This is a genomic window from Rhodococcus sp. 06-221-2 (assembly GCF_002258365.1).
Lineage (GTDB): Bacteria > Actinomycetota > Actinomycetes > Mycobacteriales > Mycobacteriaceae > Rhodococcoides > Rhodococcoides fascians.
This window is the reverse complement of record NZ_NOYJ01000030.1, coordinates 214,103-229,183: the sequence shown is the minus strand read 5'-3', so window position 1 is coordinate 229,183 and position 15,081 is coordinate 214,103. Positions and strand designations below refer to the sequence as shown.

The window sequence follows — 15,081 nt, the reverse complement described above, 5'->3', positions numbered from 1 at the left end:
CGTCCCCGGTGTGAATCAATGTGGCTTTCTTGCACATGGAGTGCCTGAAAGGCGCATTGATCCCAACCGGGGTGGGTTTCCCAACCGGGGTGGGTCTTAGGGGCAGGGCTGACAGACCGCAGTAGGTAGCGGTCGGAGTCGATCAGAGCGGGATGTTCTTGTGATTTCCGCGAGCCGCAGGTGCTGCGGCGAGAGCCTTCGCAACCGTGCTTCGGGTCTTGCTGGGCTCGATGACCTCGTCGACCACGCCGATGGCCACTGCGCGATCGACACCGCCTGCGATGCTCTCGTGCTCGACGGTGAGGCGGTCGTGCAGTGCCTCTCGCTCTTCCTCCGGTGCGGCGGCGAGCGCCTTCTTGTGCAGGATGCCGACGGCCGCCTTCGCGCCCATTACGGCGACCTCGGAGCCGGGCCAGGCGTAGACCGCGGTGGCACCGAGTGCGCGGGCATTCATCGCGATGTAGGCACCGCCGTAGATTTTGCGTGTGACCAGCGTGACGCGGGGGACGGTGGCCTCGGCGAACGCGTGCAGCAACTTCGCTCCGCGGCGAACGACGCCTTCCCATTCCATGCTGACGCCCGGCAGGTAGCCCGGCACATCGACGACCACAATGAGCGGTATACCGAAGGCGTCGCACAGGCGAACGAAACGCGCTGCCTTCTCGGCACTTTCGGAGTTCAGGCAACCTCCGAGTCGGATGGGGTTGTTGGCGATCACGCCGACGGTGCGGCCACTGATGCGGCCGAGACCGATGACGATGCTGCGAGCCCAGCCTCCCTGGAACTCCTCGAACGTCGATTCGCCTTCGACGTTGTCGAGCAGTTCGTGAATGATCGGGTGCACGTCGTAGGCACGACGGTTGGATTCGGGCATCAGTGCGCGTAGATCGGTGTCGCCGTGTTCTGCGGCGGCGATGTCGAACACGCCCTGCTCGCAGAACATCGACACCAGACGGCGGGCGCGGGTGAACGCGTCCATCTCGCTGTCGGCGACGATGTGGCAGACCCCGGACTTCTTGTGGTGCGTGTCGGGGCCCCCGAGCGACTCCATATCGACCTGTTCGCCGGTGACGCTGCGAACGACGTCGGGTCCGGTGACGAATACGCGTCCCTCGGGAGCCATGATGACGACGTCGGTCAAAGCGGGACCGTACGCTGCACCACCGGCTGCGAAACCGAGGACGACGGAAATCTGTGGGACGAGGCCGGACGCTCGCACCATGGCCTCGAAGACGAGTCCGACGGCATGGAGAGCCTCGACGCCCTCGGCGAGGCGAGCACCACCCGAGTGCCAGACGCCGACGATCGGGGCGCGCTGTTCGATGGCGGTGTCGATCGCGGCAACGATGTGCTTGCAGCCGTCCACCCCCATGGCACCGCCCATGACGGTGGCGTCGGAGCAGTAGGCGATGGTGTGGACGCCGTCGATTTCGCCCGATGCGGCCAGAATTCCCGACTTGTCCCGATCATGCAGGGGGACAGTGGTTCCGGCGTCGAAGAGCTTTTCGAGGCGGGTGAGGGGGTCGCGCGGATCGGTGGAGGTGCCGGATCGTGTGACAGGGGCCAGAATGGTCATCGCGTTGTCCTTCTTCAGGGCCCCTGGCGGGGGCGAGGCCCGAGCCGGGGCCGTCCGTCGAAAGAACGGCCCCAGCTCGGATCATGCACTGCGAGAGCGGGATTCGCTGAGTCGAGAAGTCGACTCAGTGGATCACGCCTTACCGAAGGCGAGCGCTACGTTGTGCCCACCGAATCCGAACGAGTTGTTGATCGCGTAGTCGATCTGTCCGACGCGGGGCTCGCCCTTGACGACATCGAGATCGATTTCGGGATCCTGGTTCTCCAAATTCAGTGTGGGAGGGATGATTCCCTCTCGCACTGCCAGCACCGTCAGTACCGACTCGAGGGCGCCGACAGCGCCGATCGAGTGGCCCAGAGCGGATTTCGGTGCGTACACCGCTGCGTGATTTCCGACTGCCTTGTTGATCGCCAGCGCTTCGGCAGTGTCTCCGATGGGAGTTGCCGTTGCGTGGGCGTTCACGTGGGTGATGTCGGACTTCTGCAGGCCTGCGGTCTCGATGGCGCGCTGCATCGCACGCGCGGCACCCTTGCCCTCGGGGTCGGGGGCCACGAGGTGGAACCCGTCCGAGGTGATTCCGGCACCGAGCAGGCGGGCGTGGATCGTTGCGCCGCGTGCCTTGGCGTGCTCCTCGGTCTCGATGACCATGAGCGCACCCGCTTCACCGAAGACGAAGCCGTCACGATCCTTGTCGAACGGACGTGACGCACCCTTCGGGTTGTCGTTGTTGGTGCTCATCGCCCGCATCATGGAGAAGCTGGCGATCGGAACCGCGTCGATGTATCCCTCGACGCCGCCGGTGACGACCATGTCCGCGTCGCCCATCACGATCATCCGCCATGCATGCGCAATGGCTTCCGATCCCGAGGAGCAGGCGGAGACGGGCGTGATGACGCCGGCTTGTGCTTTGAGCTCGAGCCCGACGACCGCTGCTGGGCCGTTCGGCATGACCATCTGAACGGCGAGCGGGGACACCTTGCGGTAGCCGCCGGCCTTCATCTTGTCGTTGGCGTCGATGAGAGAATCGCCGCCACCGAGTCCGGTACCGATCGACACGCCGAGGCGGAGGGGATCGACGTCGGGCGAGCCGGCGTTCTTCCAGACCTCACGACCGAGCACCGTGGACAACTGCTCCACGTAGCTCAGGCGACGGATCTCGACCCGCGAGAGCAGACTCTGCGGGTTCACCGCGAGGTGTCCGCCGATCCGCACGGGCAGATCGTACTCGGTGACGAAATCGTCTTCCAGAGTGCCGATTCCGCTTTCGCCGTTCAGCAGACCCTTCCACGTGGCATCGACGTCACCCGCGAGTGACGTGGTCGCAGCAAGGCTGGTGACGACGACACTGGGGAAGCGTCCGTTGGCGGTGGATGGGTTGGTCATGGGTCGTGTCACTCGCTCGCGGAGTCGTCGAGCTTGGCCTTGATAGCTTCTGCGGCTTCGGGGTTCTCCGCTTCGAGCTTCTGGATGTAGTTGACGGCGTCGCCGACGGTGCGCAGACCTGCGAGGTCTTCGTCGGGGATCTTCACGCCGTACTTGTCCTCGGTCTGCACTGCGATCTCGACCATGGAGAGCGAGTCGATATCGAGGTCGTCCACGAAGGACTTCTCGATGGTCACCTCGGACGGTTCGATGCCCGTGACCTCCTCGATGATCTCTGCAAGTCCGGCGATGAGGTCTTCCTGGCTGGCCACTGTTGTGGCTCCCTTCTCTTCTGTGTCGAACGCCGAAGTCATGTGCTTCGAGACGCGGTTGTGCATTTCTGCCACTCGGGGAGTGGAAGTCGATCCGCAGTACCGAGACTGCGGTGTGAAGGTGACCGAGCTATCCGAGCTCGGCCAATGCGGAGATGTCCGCCGGTGTCTTCAGGCCGAGGTTGGGCACGCCGCGCAGTTCACGCTTGGCGATGCCGACCAGTGCGCCTGCCGGGGGCAGCTCCGCAAGTCCGGTGACCTGCGCGGTACGCAGGTATGCGCTGCACAGGTCCCACCGCACGGGGCGGGTGACCTGGGCAGCAAGTTTGGTGAGCGCATCGGTGCCCGATGCGACCGGCTGACCGTCCGAGTTGGACAGCAGGGTGTGCGTCGGCTCGGACGGGGTGATGGCGGCTGCGGCCGCGGCGACGGTGTCGCCTGCTGATGCCATGTACTTGGTGTGGAAGGCACCCGCGACCGGGAGTGCTCGGACCCGCGCCTTCTCGGGTGCGCTCTCGGCCAGTTCCGCCAACTTGGTCAGCAGACCTGCAGCAACGATCTGACCGGCAGCGTTGACGTTGGCCGGGGCGAGATCGAGTTCTTCGAGCCGGGCCAGAACTGCGGCTTCGTCGCCGCCGAGTACGGCGGACATGCCGGTCGGTTCGAGGGCGCAGGCCTTGGCCATCGCAGCACCGCGCACCGCCGCCAGAGATACCGCGTCGTCGGAGGAGATCACGCCGGCAATGGCAGCAGCCGCCAGCTCGCCGACCGAGTGGCCGGCCACGATGGCGTCGTCGGGGAACAGTCCACGCGAGGCGATTTCCTCGAAGGCCAGTAGGGCCGACGCCACGACCAGTGGCTGAGTCACCGCAGTGTCGGTGATTTCCTCGGCGGTGGCGGTGGTGCCGAGTCGCACGAGATCCAGGCCGGAGGCCTTGGACCACAAGGCCAGTCGATCGGCCGCGCCCGGGATTTCGAGCCAAGGCAGCAGCATGCCGGGAGTCTGGGAGCCCTGACCGGGCGCAAGCAACGCAATCACAGGGTTAAGAGAACACTGTCGGGCCCTCGATCAGTGATGTCGCGCTCGATGAACTCTCGACAAGCAATTTGTGGGAACCCTACAAATTGCCTCGTGGAGACCCGCTATCGCCGGAAGGCGGTTCGGCGTTACGTGACCACTTCACCAAATGTGACCTGTGTGACATATGGGGCTGGATATGTCGGTTCGTGATGCGTTCGAGCCAACCTACCTACCGTTGCCGCGACCCGAAGGACGTACGCGTCGCGCGGGTGAGTGGGATCACGACCGGTCACCTCAGCAATGCGCTTGAGCCGATACCGGACGGTATTTGGATGAACAAACAGCTGCCGAGCGCAGGTTTCCACGGCACCGCCGCAGTCGAGATACGCATCGAGCGTGTCGGCCAAACCCGAACCTGCCGCGGCCAACGGAACGACGACATGATCGTTGAGAGCCGAGATAGCTGCCCCGTCGTTCAGCAATGCTCGTTCGGGCAGCAACTCGCCGGCGTGAACCGGCCGCGGTGCGCCCCGCCAGCCCGCCACGGCCTGCATGCCGGCAAAGGCCTCCACCGCGCTCGAGTGCGCTGCGCCCAAGGTGCGGGTGGTGGGACCGATGACGACAGGGCCGTCGGAGAAGTTCTGCAACATGTCGTCGATGAACGCGTGATGCGCCGCGGTGTCGTCGAGCTGGCCACTGACCACCATCACCAATCGGGTCCCCTGAACAACCGCCAACGCAGCTCGACCGTGCTTCTGAGCGACGGAGTGCACGGTGCCCACGACGGATACGCCGCGGTCTTCCGGGGGAGTGCCCACCAATACCGTCGCGGGCGCAGTGGCGTCCCAGTTCAACGTGGCAGCACGGGAAAGCATGTCCGATCCCGTGTCGCCGCGGACGACGGCGTCGACGACGAGCGCTTCGAGGCGGGTGTCCCACGCCCCTCGTGACTCGGCTGCACTCGCGTACACGGACGCCGCTGCGAACCCCAGCTCGCGGCCGTACCGCAGCACGGCCTCGGTCAGCGCGACCAACTGCTGGTCGTTGCGGGCGAGCGCAGGGAGCCACTGCTCGAAGAACTCCATCGCCACCCGAACCATGTCGACGGTCTGACGCAATGTGAGGCGTCGGGCAAGGTCTTGCGGGATCACCTGAAAGGCGTCGAGGCTGAATCGAATGTCGCTGTTCGGGTTCTTGAGCCATTCGAGAAAGTTGTCGACGGCCGTCTGGATCAGCAGCTGGACGCTGGCCCGCTGGGCGGCGTCGAGATCGCCGAAGAACGGCAACTGGCCCTGCATCGTGGTCACTGCCTCGGTCGAGAGGCGGCCGGAGAACTGTTTGACGCGTCGCAACAGGGCGTCGGGCAGAGGGTCGCGCTTCTGGCGCGAAGGGGCCAACGAGTTGACCGGAAGGTGGACCTCGTTGTCGGTCGTGAGCGAATCACGGGTGGGGGAGTCACGGGCCGGGGAGTCACGAGCCAACGACTCACGCAACGCTTCACGGTAAGCGTCGCGCCGGGAGACATCACGCGCGGACGAACTGTCCGGTGAATCGGGTTTCGCATCGGACATAAGGAGAACCTACGCCCGACCCCCGCCCACCTCGCGCTGGACTCTCGTCGCGAGGTGGAACGGGGGTCGGCCGATCACGGCGAAGACCTACGCCGAGCCGGTATCGGCGTACGACGTCGGAGCTGCGGTGACGTCGTCGATCTTGTACTTCTCGGCAGCCTCGACGGCCTTGGACTTGTCGATCTCGCCCGATGCCGCGAGAGCGGACAGTGTGGCGACGACGATGGACTCGGCATCGACGTTGAACACCCGTCGTGCAGCCGGGCGGGTGTCGGAGAAGCCGAAGCCGTCGGTTCCGAGGGTGACGTAATCGCCCGGAACCCACTGGCGGATCTGATCCGGCACGGCGCGCATCCAGTCGGAGGACGCGATGACCGGGCCGTTGGCATCGGCCAGGGCCGAGGTGACGAACGGAACGCGCTTGTCGGCACCCGGGTTGCGCAGCGACTCCTTCTCGGCTTCGACGCCGTCGCGGCGCAGTTCGCCCCACGAGGTGACGGACCACACGGCCGAACGAACGCCCCACTCCTCGAACAGCAATTCACGTGCCTTGCGGGCCGAGACGATGCCGACGCCGGACGCGAGCAGCTGTGCCTCGGGTCCGTCGCCCTCCTGGGGTTCTGCGAACCGGTAGATGCCCTTGAGCAGCCCCTCGACGTCGAGGTTCTCGGGCTCGGCCGGCTGTACGTACGGCTCGTTGTACAGGGTGATGTAGTAGAAGATGTTCTCGCCGCCGAAACCAGGCAGCAACTCTCCGTCTGGGCCCTTGGTGCCGCCGTACATGCGACGCAGACCGTCCTTGACGATGTGCGCGATCTCGTAGGAGAACGCCGGGTCGTACGCCACCGCCGCGGGGTTGGTCGACGCCAGCAGCAGTGAGTGACCGTCGGCGTGCTGGAGACCCTCACCGGTCAGGGTGGTGCGACCTGCCGTGGCACCGAGCACGAACCCGCGGGCCATCTGGTCTGCTGCAGCCCAGAGACCGTCGCCGGTGCGCTGGAAGCCGAACATCGAGTAGAAGATGTACAGCGGGATCATGACCTCGCCGTGCGTCGCGTACGAGGTACCGACCGCGGTGAACGACGACGTGGAGCCTGCCTCGTTGATGCCCTCGTGCAGGATCTGACCGACCGAGCTCTCCTTGTAGGCGAGCATCAGTTCCGAGTCGACCGAGGTGTAGAGCTGGCCGTTGCGGTTGTAGATCTTCAGCGACGGGAACCACGAGTCCATACCGAACGTGCGAGCCTCGTCGGGAATGATCGGCACGATTCGGTGGCCGATCTCCTTGTCTCGCAACAGCTCCTTCATGACGCGCACGAGTGCCATCGTGGTGGCGACTTCCTGCTTGCCCGAGCCCTTGCGGAGCGTCTTGTAGGTGTCGTCGCCGGGCTGCGGCAGTGGCTTGACGTCCACGCGGCGCTCGGGGACGAATCCGCCGAGCTTGCTGCGACGATCGAGCATGTACTGGATCTCGGGAGCGTCCGCACCGGGGTGGTAGTACGGCGGCATGTACGGATCCTTCTCGAGCTCCTCGTCGGAGATCGGGATGTGCTGGAGATCGCGGAACGTCTTGAGATCGTCGAGCGTCAGCTTCTTCATCTGGTGCGTGGCATTACGGCCCTCGAAGTGCTTGCCCAGGGTGTAGCCCTTGATGGTGTGCGCCAGGATGACCGTCGGCTGGCCCTTGTGCGACATCGCAGCCGCGTAGGCAGCGTGCACCTTGCGGTAGTCGTGGCCGCCGCGCTTGAGGTTCCAGATCTCGTCGTCCGAGAGATCCTTGACGAGCTCCTTCGTTCGTGGGTCGCGGCCGAAGAAGTGATCGCGGACGTAGCTGCCGTCGTTGGCCTTGTAGGTCTGGAAGTCGCCGTCGGGCGTGGTGTTCATGAGGTTCACCAGTGCGCCGTCGCGGTCCTTGTGCAGCAGCGAGTCCCACTCGCGGCCCCAGACGACCTTGATGACGTTCCAGCCGGCTCCGCGGAAGAACGACTCCAGTTCCTGGATGATCTTGCCGTTGCCGCGCACCGGGCCGTCGAGACGCTGCAGGTTGCAGTTGACGACGAAGGTGAGGTTGTCGAGGCCCTCGGTGGCGGCCACGTGCGCGAGTCCACGCGATTCCGGCTCGTCCATCTCGCCGTCGCCGAGGTACGCCCACACGTGCTGATCGGAGGTGTCCTTGATGCCGCGGTCGTTCAGGTAGTGGTTGAAGCGCGCCTGGTAGATGGCGTTCATCGGACCGAGGCCCATCGACACCGTCGGGAACTCCCAGAAGTCCTGCATCAGCCGTGGGTGCGGGTACGACGGCAGTCCGCCGCCCTCGTTCACGTGGCTCGCTTCCTGGCGGAAGCCGTCCATGCGCTCGGCCGGGATGCGGCCTTCGAGGAACGCGCGGGCGTAGATGCCGGGGGAGGCGTGGCCCTGAATGAAAATGTGGTCGCCGCCGCCCGGGTGATCCTTGCCGCGGAAGAAGTGGTTGAAGCCGACCTCGTACAACGCAGCCGACGACGCGTAGGTCGAGATGTGGCCACCGACGCCGACGCCCGGACGCTGTGCGCGGTGCACCATGATCGCGGCATTCCAGCGGATCCAGGCGCGATAGCGGCGTTCCATCGACTCGTCGCCGGGGAACCACGGCTCGTTCTCGGTGGGAATCGTGTTGACGTAATCCGTCGATGTCAGCGACGGGAGCGCGACGCGGCGCTCGCCGGCGCGCTCGAGCAACCTGAGCATCAGGTAGCGAGCGCGGTTGGGTCCGGACCTCTCCAGCAAGCCGTCGAACGATTCGATCCATTCGTTGGTCTCGTCGTTGTCGATATCGGGCAGGTACGACGCGACACCCTCACGGATGACGCGGACCCGGCCGTCCGAGCCCTTCTTGCCTGCAGACGATGTGTTCTGCCGTTCGCCGCTGTTCACTTCGGACAACGTGTGCACTCCTCAATGTGGCGGACGCTCGGTGTGGCGCCCGGTCCGGTAGCTCGCCCCTGTGACGGCGATCTACATTCCTCGTTCTCGTGATTCCTCCCCAATCCTGCCGCATCTCGTCGGTTCTGGTAGTACAGAGGTCCGATACCCACCAGTAGAAATTTATGTACGCAATTTCGGCGCGGTCAGCTTGCGCGAACGGCTTCGACCCTGTTCGCTTTGTCTACTGCACCCACAATTCAAGGAGGTCACCACCGTGGTCGCCGCGGCGGACGCTCAGAACTACGCTCAGAAACTTGGCATCACTCGCGACATGGTCGTTCAAGAGCTGGGCTGGGACGAGGACACCGACGATGATCTGCGCGCCGACGTAGAAGATGCGATCGGTGGCGAGACCCTCGACGAGGATTCCGACGAGGTGATCGATGTCGTACTGCTGTGGTGGCGCGACGGAGACGGTGACCTGGTCGATGCACTCATGGATGCCATCGGTCCGCTCTCGGACGATGGCATCGTGTGGGTCCTCAGCCCCAAGACCGGCATGTCCGGTCATGTGGAGCCCAGCGAGATTGCCGAGTCCGCTCCGACAGCCGGGTTGACGCAGACCTCTGCGGCCAATCTCGGTGACTGGATCGGAAGTCGATTGGTTCAGCCCAAGACCCCTGCCAGCAAGCGGTAGGCCCATGCTCGACACAGGAAGACGGTTCTAGATGCCGATCGAGGTTGGCGCTGTTGCGCCCGACTTCACCCTCAAAGACCAGAACAACCAATTGGTCACCTTGTCGTCGTACCGGGACGTGAAGAACGTTCTGCTCGTGTTCTATCCACTGGCCTTCACCGGCACGTGTCAGGGCGAGCTGTGCCGAGTGCGCGACGAGCTACCGACATTCGAGAACGACGACACCGCGATCCTGGCGATCTCGGTAGGTCCGCCTCCGACCCACAAGATTTGGGCAGCAGAGCAGGGTTATACCTTTCCGCTGCTGTCCGACTTCTGGCCACACGGTGAAGTGGCTCAGGCGTACGGCGTGTTCAACGACAGCGCAGGATTCGCCAATCGTGGAACCTTCGTGGTCGACAAGTCCGGAATCATCAGATTCGCCGAAATGAACGGTCCCGGGGAAGCCCGAGACAGTTCATCGTGGGCTGAGGCACTCGCACAGGTGAGCTGACCTGCGGAATTGTAGTTAGACAGCAGACACGATAAATTTCTCCAAGCGTTCCGGTGGCCCGGGGATATCCCCAGGCCGCCGGTACTCGGGCGTATAGCTCAGCGGTAGAGCTCTGGTTTTACACACCAGCGGTCGGGGGTTCGAACCCCTCTGCGCCCACCATCACGAAATTCTCGCGGCTTCCCGAACCTCCCGCACGATCTGCTGCGCCCGGTGTTCTTCGGGCAGTCGATGACCCTTACCGAAGAGCTTGTGACGCAATGTGCCCGGTGTGTATTGGGTGCGATAGACACCCCGCCGCTGCAATTCTGGAACGACGAACCGAACGACATCCTCGAACGTTCCCGGGGTGATGGCGTACGCAAGGTTGAATCCGTCGACGTCGGTCTCGTCCACCCACTCCTGCAATTGGTCTGCGACTTCGCCGGGGGAGCCGACGATGCGCGGACCGGCACCGCCGATTCCGCCCCACTCGGCGATATCGCGGACCGTCCATTCCTTGCCGTCGGCCCCGATCGACTGGAACGACGCGACGAACGACTGAATCGCATTGCTCTCGACATTGCCGAGCGGCTCGTCGAGCGCATACCGCGACAGGTCGACTCCCATCCAACCCGACATGAACACCAACGCACCCTCGGCACTGGCATACGACCGATACTCGTCGTGCTTGGCGTGGGCGAGCTCTGATGTCTCGTCGGTGACGATGGTAAGCAACTGGTAGATCCGTGCCGAGTACGGATCGCGGCCGGCATCGCGCAAGGCTCGACGAATATTCGAAACCGTTTGCGCCAGAATCTCCTTGGTGGGTGCGCCGACGAAGATCGCCTCGGCATTCTGCGCCGCGAACCGCACGCCGCGTGGTGACGCGCCGGCCTGGAAGATCACCGGCGTCCGCTGCGGCGACGGCTCGGCCAGATGGATACCCGGCACTGTGAAGTGCTTGCCGCGGTGGCCGATTCGATGCACCTTGGTGGGGTCGGTGAACACGCCCGTTTCGCGATCACGGACCACCGCGTCGTCGTCCCACGATGCCTCCCACAGCTTGTAGAGCACCTCGAGGTATTCGTCGGCGTGGTCGTAACGATCGTCGTGTTTCAGCTGATCGTCGTGTCCCATGTTCTGCGCCGCCGACGGCAGATACCCGGTGACGACGTTCCACCCGATGCGGCCGTTGGTCAGATGATCGAGCGTGGAGAGTCTGCGTGCGAACGGATACGGATGCTCGAAACCGGTTCCCGCGGTGATGCCGAAGCCCAGATGCTCGGTAACGGCGGCCTGCGCGCTGACGAGCAGGAGTGGATCCGACACCGGAATCTGCGCTCCATGCCGGATGGCTGCGTCGTGATTGCCGCCGTACACGTCGTAGGTGCCGAGGACGTCGGCCACGAACAGTCCATCGAACAGCCCGCGCTCCAGCAGCTTCGCAAGATCGGTCCAGTAACCAAGTTCCTTGTACCGCCACGACTGATCGAGCGGATGACGCCACAGACCGGGGGACTGATGCGCGACGCAATTCATGTCGAAGGCATTGAAACGAATCTCGCGTGACACGGGGGAACTCCTTCGGCAGGACGACCTGTCTTGGATATCGACAGCGATGCGACGCTACCGACGACCCAGGCCGGTGGGAACAGTTCGGATCGTGATGAGTCGATAGCTGGTCATCGAGCCGCCGACACCTCAGTGTTGCGCCGTCACATCACTGAAAAGAGCGTCGGAGCATGATCGAAATAGCGCAGTTGACCAAGACCTACGGGACAGGGGAGAGCACAACCGTCGTACTCGACCGGCTGGATTTCTCGGTTCGGTCCGGCGAGATTCTCGCCGTGGTCGGCCCCAGCGGTGCGGGCAAGAGCACGCTGGCCCAGTGCATCAACCTGCTCACCCGGCCCACCTCGGGCTCGGTGATCGTCAACGGGGACGACCTGACGGCGTTGAATACCAAACAACTTCGGGTTGCGCGGCGGCGCATCGGCACGGTGTTTCAGTCTTCGAGTCTTCTCTCGCGTCGAACCGTGGCGGAGAACGTCGCCTTGCCATTGGACTTCCTCGGGGCCACGAAAGCCGAGACGGACAGGAGGGTGGGTGAGCTTCTCGACCGAGTGGGTTTGTCCGACAAAGCCGCTCGCTATCCCTTTCAACTCTCGGGCGGACAGCGGCAACGAGTGGGAATTGCGCGTGCGTTGGCGCTTCGACCGTCGGTGCTGCTCTCCGACGAGGCCACCTCCGGCTTGGATCCGCAGACCACCGAATCGGTGGTCGAGTTGCTGCGAGAACTGCGCCAGGACCTCGACCTAGCCATCGTGTTCATCACCCACGAAATGGATACCGTTCTGCGAGCCGCTGATTCGGTGGCCAGACTCGATCACGGACGCATCGTCGAATCGGGTCGGCTGGTCGACCTACTGACCGACCACACGTCGGCGCTCGGCAACGAGCTGCGCCCCAGGCGTGACGACGCACAGGCTGCAGCCGGCGACGTGCGCTGGTACGTCACCTACGACTCGCCCGACGTTCCGCAGGACTGGATCTCGCGGCTGGGCCAGGACCTGGGCGCACCGGTTGCGCTGTTGGGAGCCTCCGTTCAGGTAGTGGCCGGAGTGGCTGTCGGCAGTGCGTCGCTCGGCATCGGTGCCCACCTGAGTGGACGCGTCCCCGGTGCACTGAAAGCCCTGGGGTTGTCCGGATCTGCACAGACCGCGCAGCCGATCCTCGAGGCTGCGTCGTGATCGCAATCGTGGCCGCAAGCAACAAGGTTCCGGTCGACGAGCTGCCTGCTCTGCTCCTGCCTGCGCTCGGCGACACACTGACCATGGTCGGCATCGTGATGTTCATCGTGGTGCTCGTCGGTGTGCCGCTCGGAGCGGTGCTGTTCAACCTCGGCCCCGGCGGACTGTTCGAAAACCCGGTGTTCCATGCGCCGATCAGCTGGATCGTCAGCATCGGGCGGTCGTTGCCGTTCCTGATCTTGATGGCTGCGTTGGTTCCGGTCACTCGTTGGATCACCGGAACCAACATCGGTATTGCAGCCGCGGTGGTACCGATGTCGTTGGCGGGCATCGCATTCTTCACCCGCATCGTCGAGAACTCTCTCCGCTCGGTCCCGACGTCGGTGGTCGACGTCGCCCGGGCGTCCGGCGGTTCCACGCTGCAGGTGACCACCACACAATTGTCCGAGGCCGTGCCGTCGATCATCGGGGGCCTGACCATCAACGTCATCGCCATGATCGAATACTCGGCCATCGCCGGCACCATCGGAGCGGGCGGAATCGGTTATGTCGCAGTCACATACGGGTACCAAAGATTCGATCACACCGTCATGATCGCCACGATCGTCATCCTGATTCTCACTGTCGCCGTCGTGCAGCTCGTCGGCGATGCGCTCGTTCGCTTCACCACACCTCATCAGCGCGCATTGCGCACTGCTTGAACCACATTCGAAAGGTCTCATCCATCATGACAACGTCCACCGAAGCGCACGGCTTCGAGCTGAAGAACCGTCGGAAAGCGCCCTGGATCATTGGGGCCGTCGTGCTGCTGATCGCACTCGCCGTGGTTGTCCGCATCGCGTTCTTCGGCGACACGGCCTCGGCCAACGAAACCGAGGGCGCAACACTCGTCGTCGCCACTGCCGAAGGCAACGCATCCGAGCAGGCACTCGTTGAATTCGTCGCCGATCAGGTAGCTCCCAAGTATGGCATCACGGTTGCATTCCGCGGACTCGCCGACAGCAACACCATCAACCGCGCGGTGAGTGAGGGCGAGGTGGCCGCCACGGTGTACCAGCACAAGCTGTGGCTCGGACAGGTACTCGAATCCAACCCCGACTTCCAGGAAGAGGCCGCAACCCCGGTGTTCCGTTGGGGCTTCGGATTGTGGTCCGACAAGTACTCCGACCCAGCTCAACTGCCGGACGGCGCAACGGTCTCGCTCTACTCGGATCCCGCCAACGAAGCGCAGGGTCTGTGGGTACTCGAGCGAGCCGGTCTGATCACCCTCGACCCGGCGGTGGACAAGTCGACAGCCACCCAGAAGGACATCGTCGGTAACCCGAAAAACCTGAAGTTCACGTTGCTGGACTTCGCCGCGCAATCGCGCGCATTGCCGGATCTCGATGCAGCAGTGGGCTATACGGAGTACTACCTTGCGGCCGGAATTCCCGTCGAGAAGCAGATCTTCGCACCACCGGCACCGGACGAGTTCGCCGGCCAGCTCACGATCGGTAGCCGGTGGGCGGGCAGCGACAACATCAAGAACCTCGTCGCCGCGTTCAAGGACCCTGCGGTCCAGGAGTTCCTCGCCACCGACCCGCGGGTGAAGGACATCCTCCTGCCACTTCAGTAACGGCCTCGCGCCCGACGGTCCGACAGCGGACCGTCGGGCGCAGCGGTGGTGCTACGTTCGATCCGCACCCGACAGCGATGACACGAGGCGGACGACGTGACCCGGTACGAAGCATTGACCGAACTCCTCGACGAGCGGTACTCATGCCGGCAGTTCCTGCCGAAGCAGGTATCACGGGACGTGCTCGAAAAGTTGTTGGCGGCCGCCCAGCGCACTCCATCGTGGTCGAACACCCAGTCGTGGCAAATAATCGTGACCGAGGGCGACGCCACGCGAAAGTTCTCCGAGGCCCTGGTGGAACATGTGGCGTCCGGTGTGCCGCAACCGGATTTTCCGTTTCCGGCCAACTACAACGCCTTGCACCGGGCACGTCGTCGTGAGTGTGGCGGTGCGCTCTACGAGAGCATCGGCGTGGTCAAGTCCGACACCGAGGCGACGACGCGTCAGTTCATTCGCAATTTCGAGCTGTTCGACGCCCCACACGCGGCAATCATCACCACCGATGCGGACCTGGGTGTGTACGGTGCCGTCGACTGTGGGCTGTATCTGCAGACGTTCCTGCTGGGGGCGCAGAGTCTCGGGCTCGGCGCGATAGCTCAGGCCGCGCTCGCCGCGTACTCGCCGTTCGTCCACGAATGGTTCGATATCCCGGATACCCGCCGGGTGGTAGCCGGCATCTCGTTCGGCTACCCCGACGAGAGCCACCCGATCAACGGATTCCGCACCAGCCGTGCACCGTTGAGCGAGACGGTGACATTTTTCTGCTGAGGTGTGACGG

13 protein-coding genes and 1 tRNA gene are annotated in these 15,081 nt (G+C 64.1%); 7 read left to right on the top strand and 7 right to left on the bottom strand.

All coding sequences use genetic code 11. The features are described from left to right. Nucleotides 1-142 precede the first annotated feature (142 nt). The 6 genes from CH281_RS17260 to aceE all read right to left on the bottom strand — a co-directional run bounded on the left by CH281_RS17260 (nt 143) and on the right by aceE (nt 8,784). Nucleotides 143-1,576, bottom strand: a complete 1,434-nt coding sequence (locus tag CH281_RS17260) for an acyl-CoA carboxylase subunit beta (RefSeq protein ID WP_032368156.1) — start codon at nt 1,574-1,576, stop codon at nt 143-145. Nucleotides 1,577-1,708: 132 nt separating this feature from the next. Beyond that, on the bottom strand, nt 1,709-2,959 hold the full coding sequence (locus tag CH281_RS17255; RefSeq protein ID WP_027497449.1) for a KasA/KasB family beta-ketoacyl-ACP synthase: 1,251 nt from the start codon (nt 2,957-2,959) through the stop codon (nt 1,709-1,711). An 8-nt stretch (nt 2,960-2,967) separates the two neighbouring features. Further along, nucleotides 2,968-3,312 (bottom strand): meromycolate extension acyl carrier protein AcpM, encoded by a 345-nt coding sequence (acpM, locus tag CH281_RS17250; protein WP_045841363.1) that lies wholly within the window; start codon nt 3,310-3,312, stop codon nt 2,968-2,970. 88 nt (nt 3,313-3,400) lie between these two features. Continuing rightward, nucleotides 3,401-4,309 (bottom strand): ACP S-malonyltransferase, encoded by a 909-nt coding sequence (locus tag CH281_RS17245; RefSeq protein ID WP_032390974.1) that lies wholly within the window; start codon nt 4,307-4,309, stop codon nt 3,401-3,403. Nucleotides 4,310-4,437: 128 nt separating this feature from the next. After that, a complete protein-coding gene (locus CH281_RS17240) occupies nt 4,438-5,862 on the bottom strand; it encodes a PucR family transcriptional regulator (RefSeq protein ID WP_228139233.1) in 1,425 nt (474 codons plus the stop codon). A gap of 87 nt (nt 5,863-5,949) precedes the next feature. Then, complete coding sequence (aceE, locus tag CH281_RS17235) at nt 5,950-8,784, bottom strand: pyruvate dehydrogenase (acetyl-transferring), homodimeric type (RefSeq protein ID WP_032374556.1); 2,835 nt, start codon at nt 8,782-8,784, stop codon at nt 5,950-5,952. A 256-nt stretch (nt 8,785-9,040) separates the two neighbouring features. Here aceE and CH281_RS17230 point away from each other — a divergent pair, with 256 nt between their 5' ends. The 3 genes from CH281_RS17230 (at nt 9,041) to CH281_RS17220 (ending at nt 10,118) form a co-directional block, all read left to right on the top strand. After that, on the top strand, nt 9,041-9,463 hold the full coding sequence (locus CH281_RS17230; protein WP_027497444.1) for a DUF3052 domain-containing protein: 423 nt from the start codon (nt 9,041-9,043) through the stop codon (nt 9,461-9,463). Between the two features lie 31 nt (nt 9,464-9,494). After that, nucleotides 9,495-9,956, top strand: a complete 462-nt coding sequence (locus CH281_RS17225) for a peroxiredoxin (protein WP_027497443.1) — start codon at nt 9,495-9,497, stop codon at nt 9,954-9,956. 87 nt (nt 9,957-10,043) lie between these two features. After that, nucleotides 10,044-10,118 (top strand) — tRNA-Val (locus CH281_RS17220). Here CH281_RS17220 and CH281_RS17215 read toward each other — a convergent pair. Then, the gene (locus CH281_RS17215) at nt 10,119-11,510 is read right to left on the bottom strand and encodes an LLM class flavin-dependent oxidoreductase (RefSeq protein WP_057473383.1); all 1,392 of its coding nucleotides are present in this window, start codon (nt 11,508-11,510) and stop codon (nt 10,119-10,121) included. 170 nt (nt 11,511-11,680) lie between these two features. Between CH281_RS17215 and CH281_RS17210 the strand changes: the two genes are divergently transcribed. From CH281_RS17210 to CH281_RS17195, 4 genes are all read left to right on the top strand, one after another. Continuing rightward, complete coding sequence (locus CH281_RS17210) at nt 11,681-12,688, top strand: methionine ABC transporter ATP-binding protein (protein ID WP_057473384.1); 1,008 nt, start codon at nt 11,681-11,683, stop codon at nt 12,686-12,688. Then, nucleotides 12,685-13,389 carry a methionine ABC transporter permease gene (locus CH281_RS17205; RefSeq protein WP_057473385.1) on the top strand — a complete coding sequence of 235 codons (705 nt, stop codon included), beginning with the start codon at nt 12,685-12,687 and terminating at the stop codon, nt 13,387-13,389. Before CH281_RS17210 ends, CH281_RS17205 begins: the two co-directional genes overlap by 4 nt. A gap of 26 nt (nt 13,390-13,415) precedes the next feature. Next, complete coding sequence (locus CH281_RS17200; RefSeq protein WP_032390981.1) at nt 13,416-14,303, top strand: MetQ/NlpA family ABC transporter substrate-binding protein; 888 nt, start codon at nt 13,416-13,418, stop codon at nt 14,301-14,303. A 96-nt stretch (nt 14,304-14,399) separates the two neighbouring features. Then, a complete protein-coding gene (locus tag CH281_RS17195; RefSeq protein ID WP_094694946.1) occupies nt 14,400-15,071 on the top strand; it encodes a nitroreductase in 672 nt (223 codons plus the stop codon). Nucleotides 15,072-15,081 lie beyond the last annotated feature (10 nt).

Bases quoted from the DNA above. Each gene is read 5' to 3' on its own strand.
- CH281_RS17260 (WP_032368156.1), bottom strand. From the start codon at position 1,576: ATGACCATTCTGGCCCCTGTCACACGATCCGGCACCTCCACCGATCCG.
- CH281_RS17255 (WP_027497449.1), bottom strand. From the start codon at position 2,959: ATGACCAACCCATCCACCGCCAACGGACGCTTCCCCAGTGTCGTCGTC.
- acpM (WP_045841363.1), bottom strand. From the start codon at position 3,312: ATGACTTCGGCGTTCGACACAGAAGAGAAGGGAGCCACAACAGTGGCC.
- CH281_RS17240 (WP_228139233.1), bottom strand. From the start codon at position 5,862: ATGTCCGATGCGAAACCCGATTCACCGGACAGTTCGTCCGCGCGTGAT.
- CH281_RS17225 (WP_027497443.1), top strand. From the start codon at position 9,495: ATGCCGATCGAGGTTGGCGCTGTTGCGCCCGACTTCACCCTCAAAGAC.
- CH281_RS17210 (WP_057473384.1), top strand. From the start codon at position 11,681: ATGATCGAAATAGCGCAGTTGACCAAGACCTACGGGACAGGGGAGAGC.
- CH281_RS17200 (WP_032390981.1), top strand. From the start codon at position 13,416: ATGACAACGTCCACCGAAGCGCACGGCTTCGAGCTGAAGAACCGTCGG.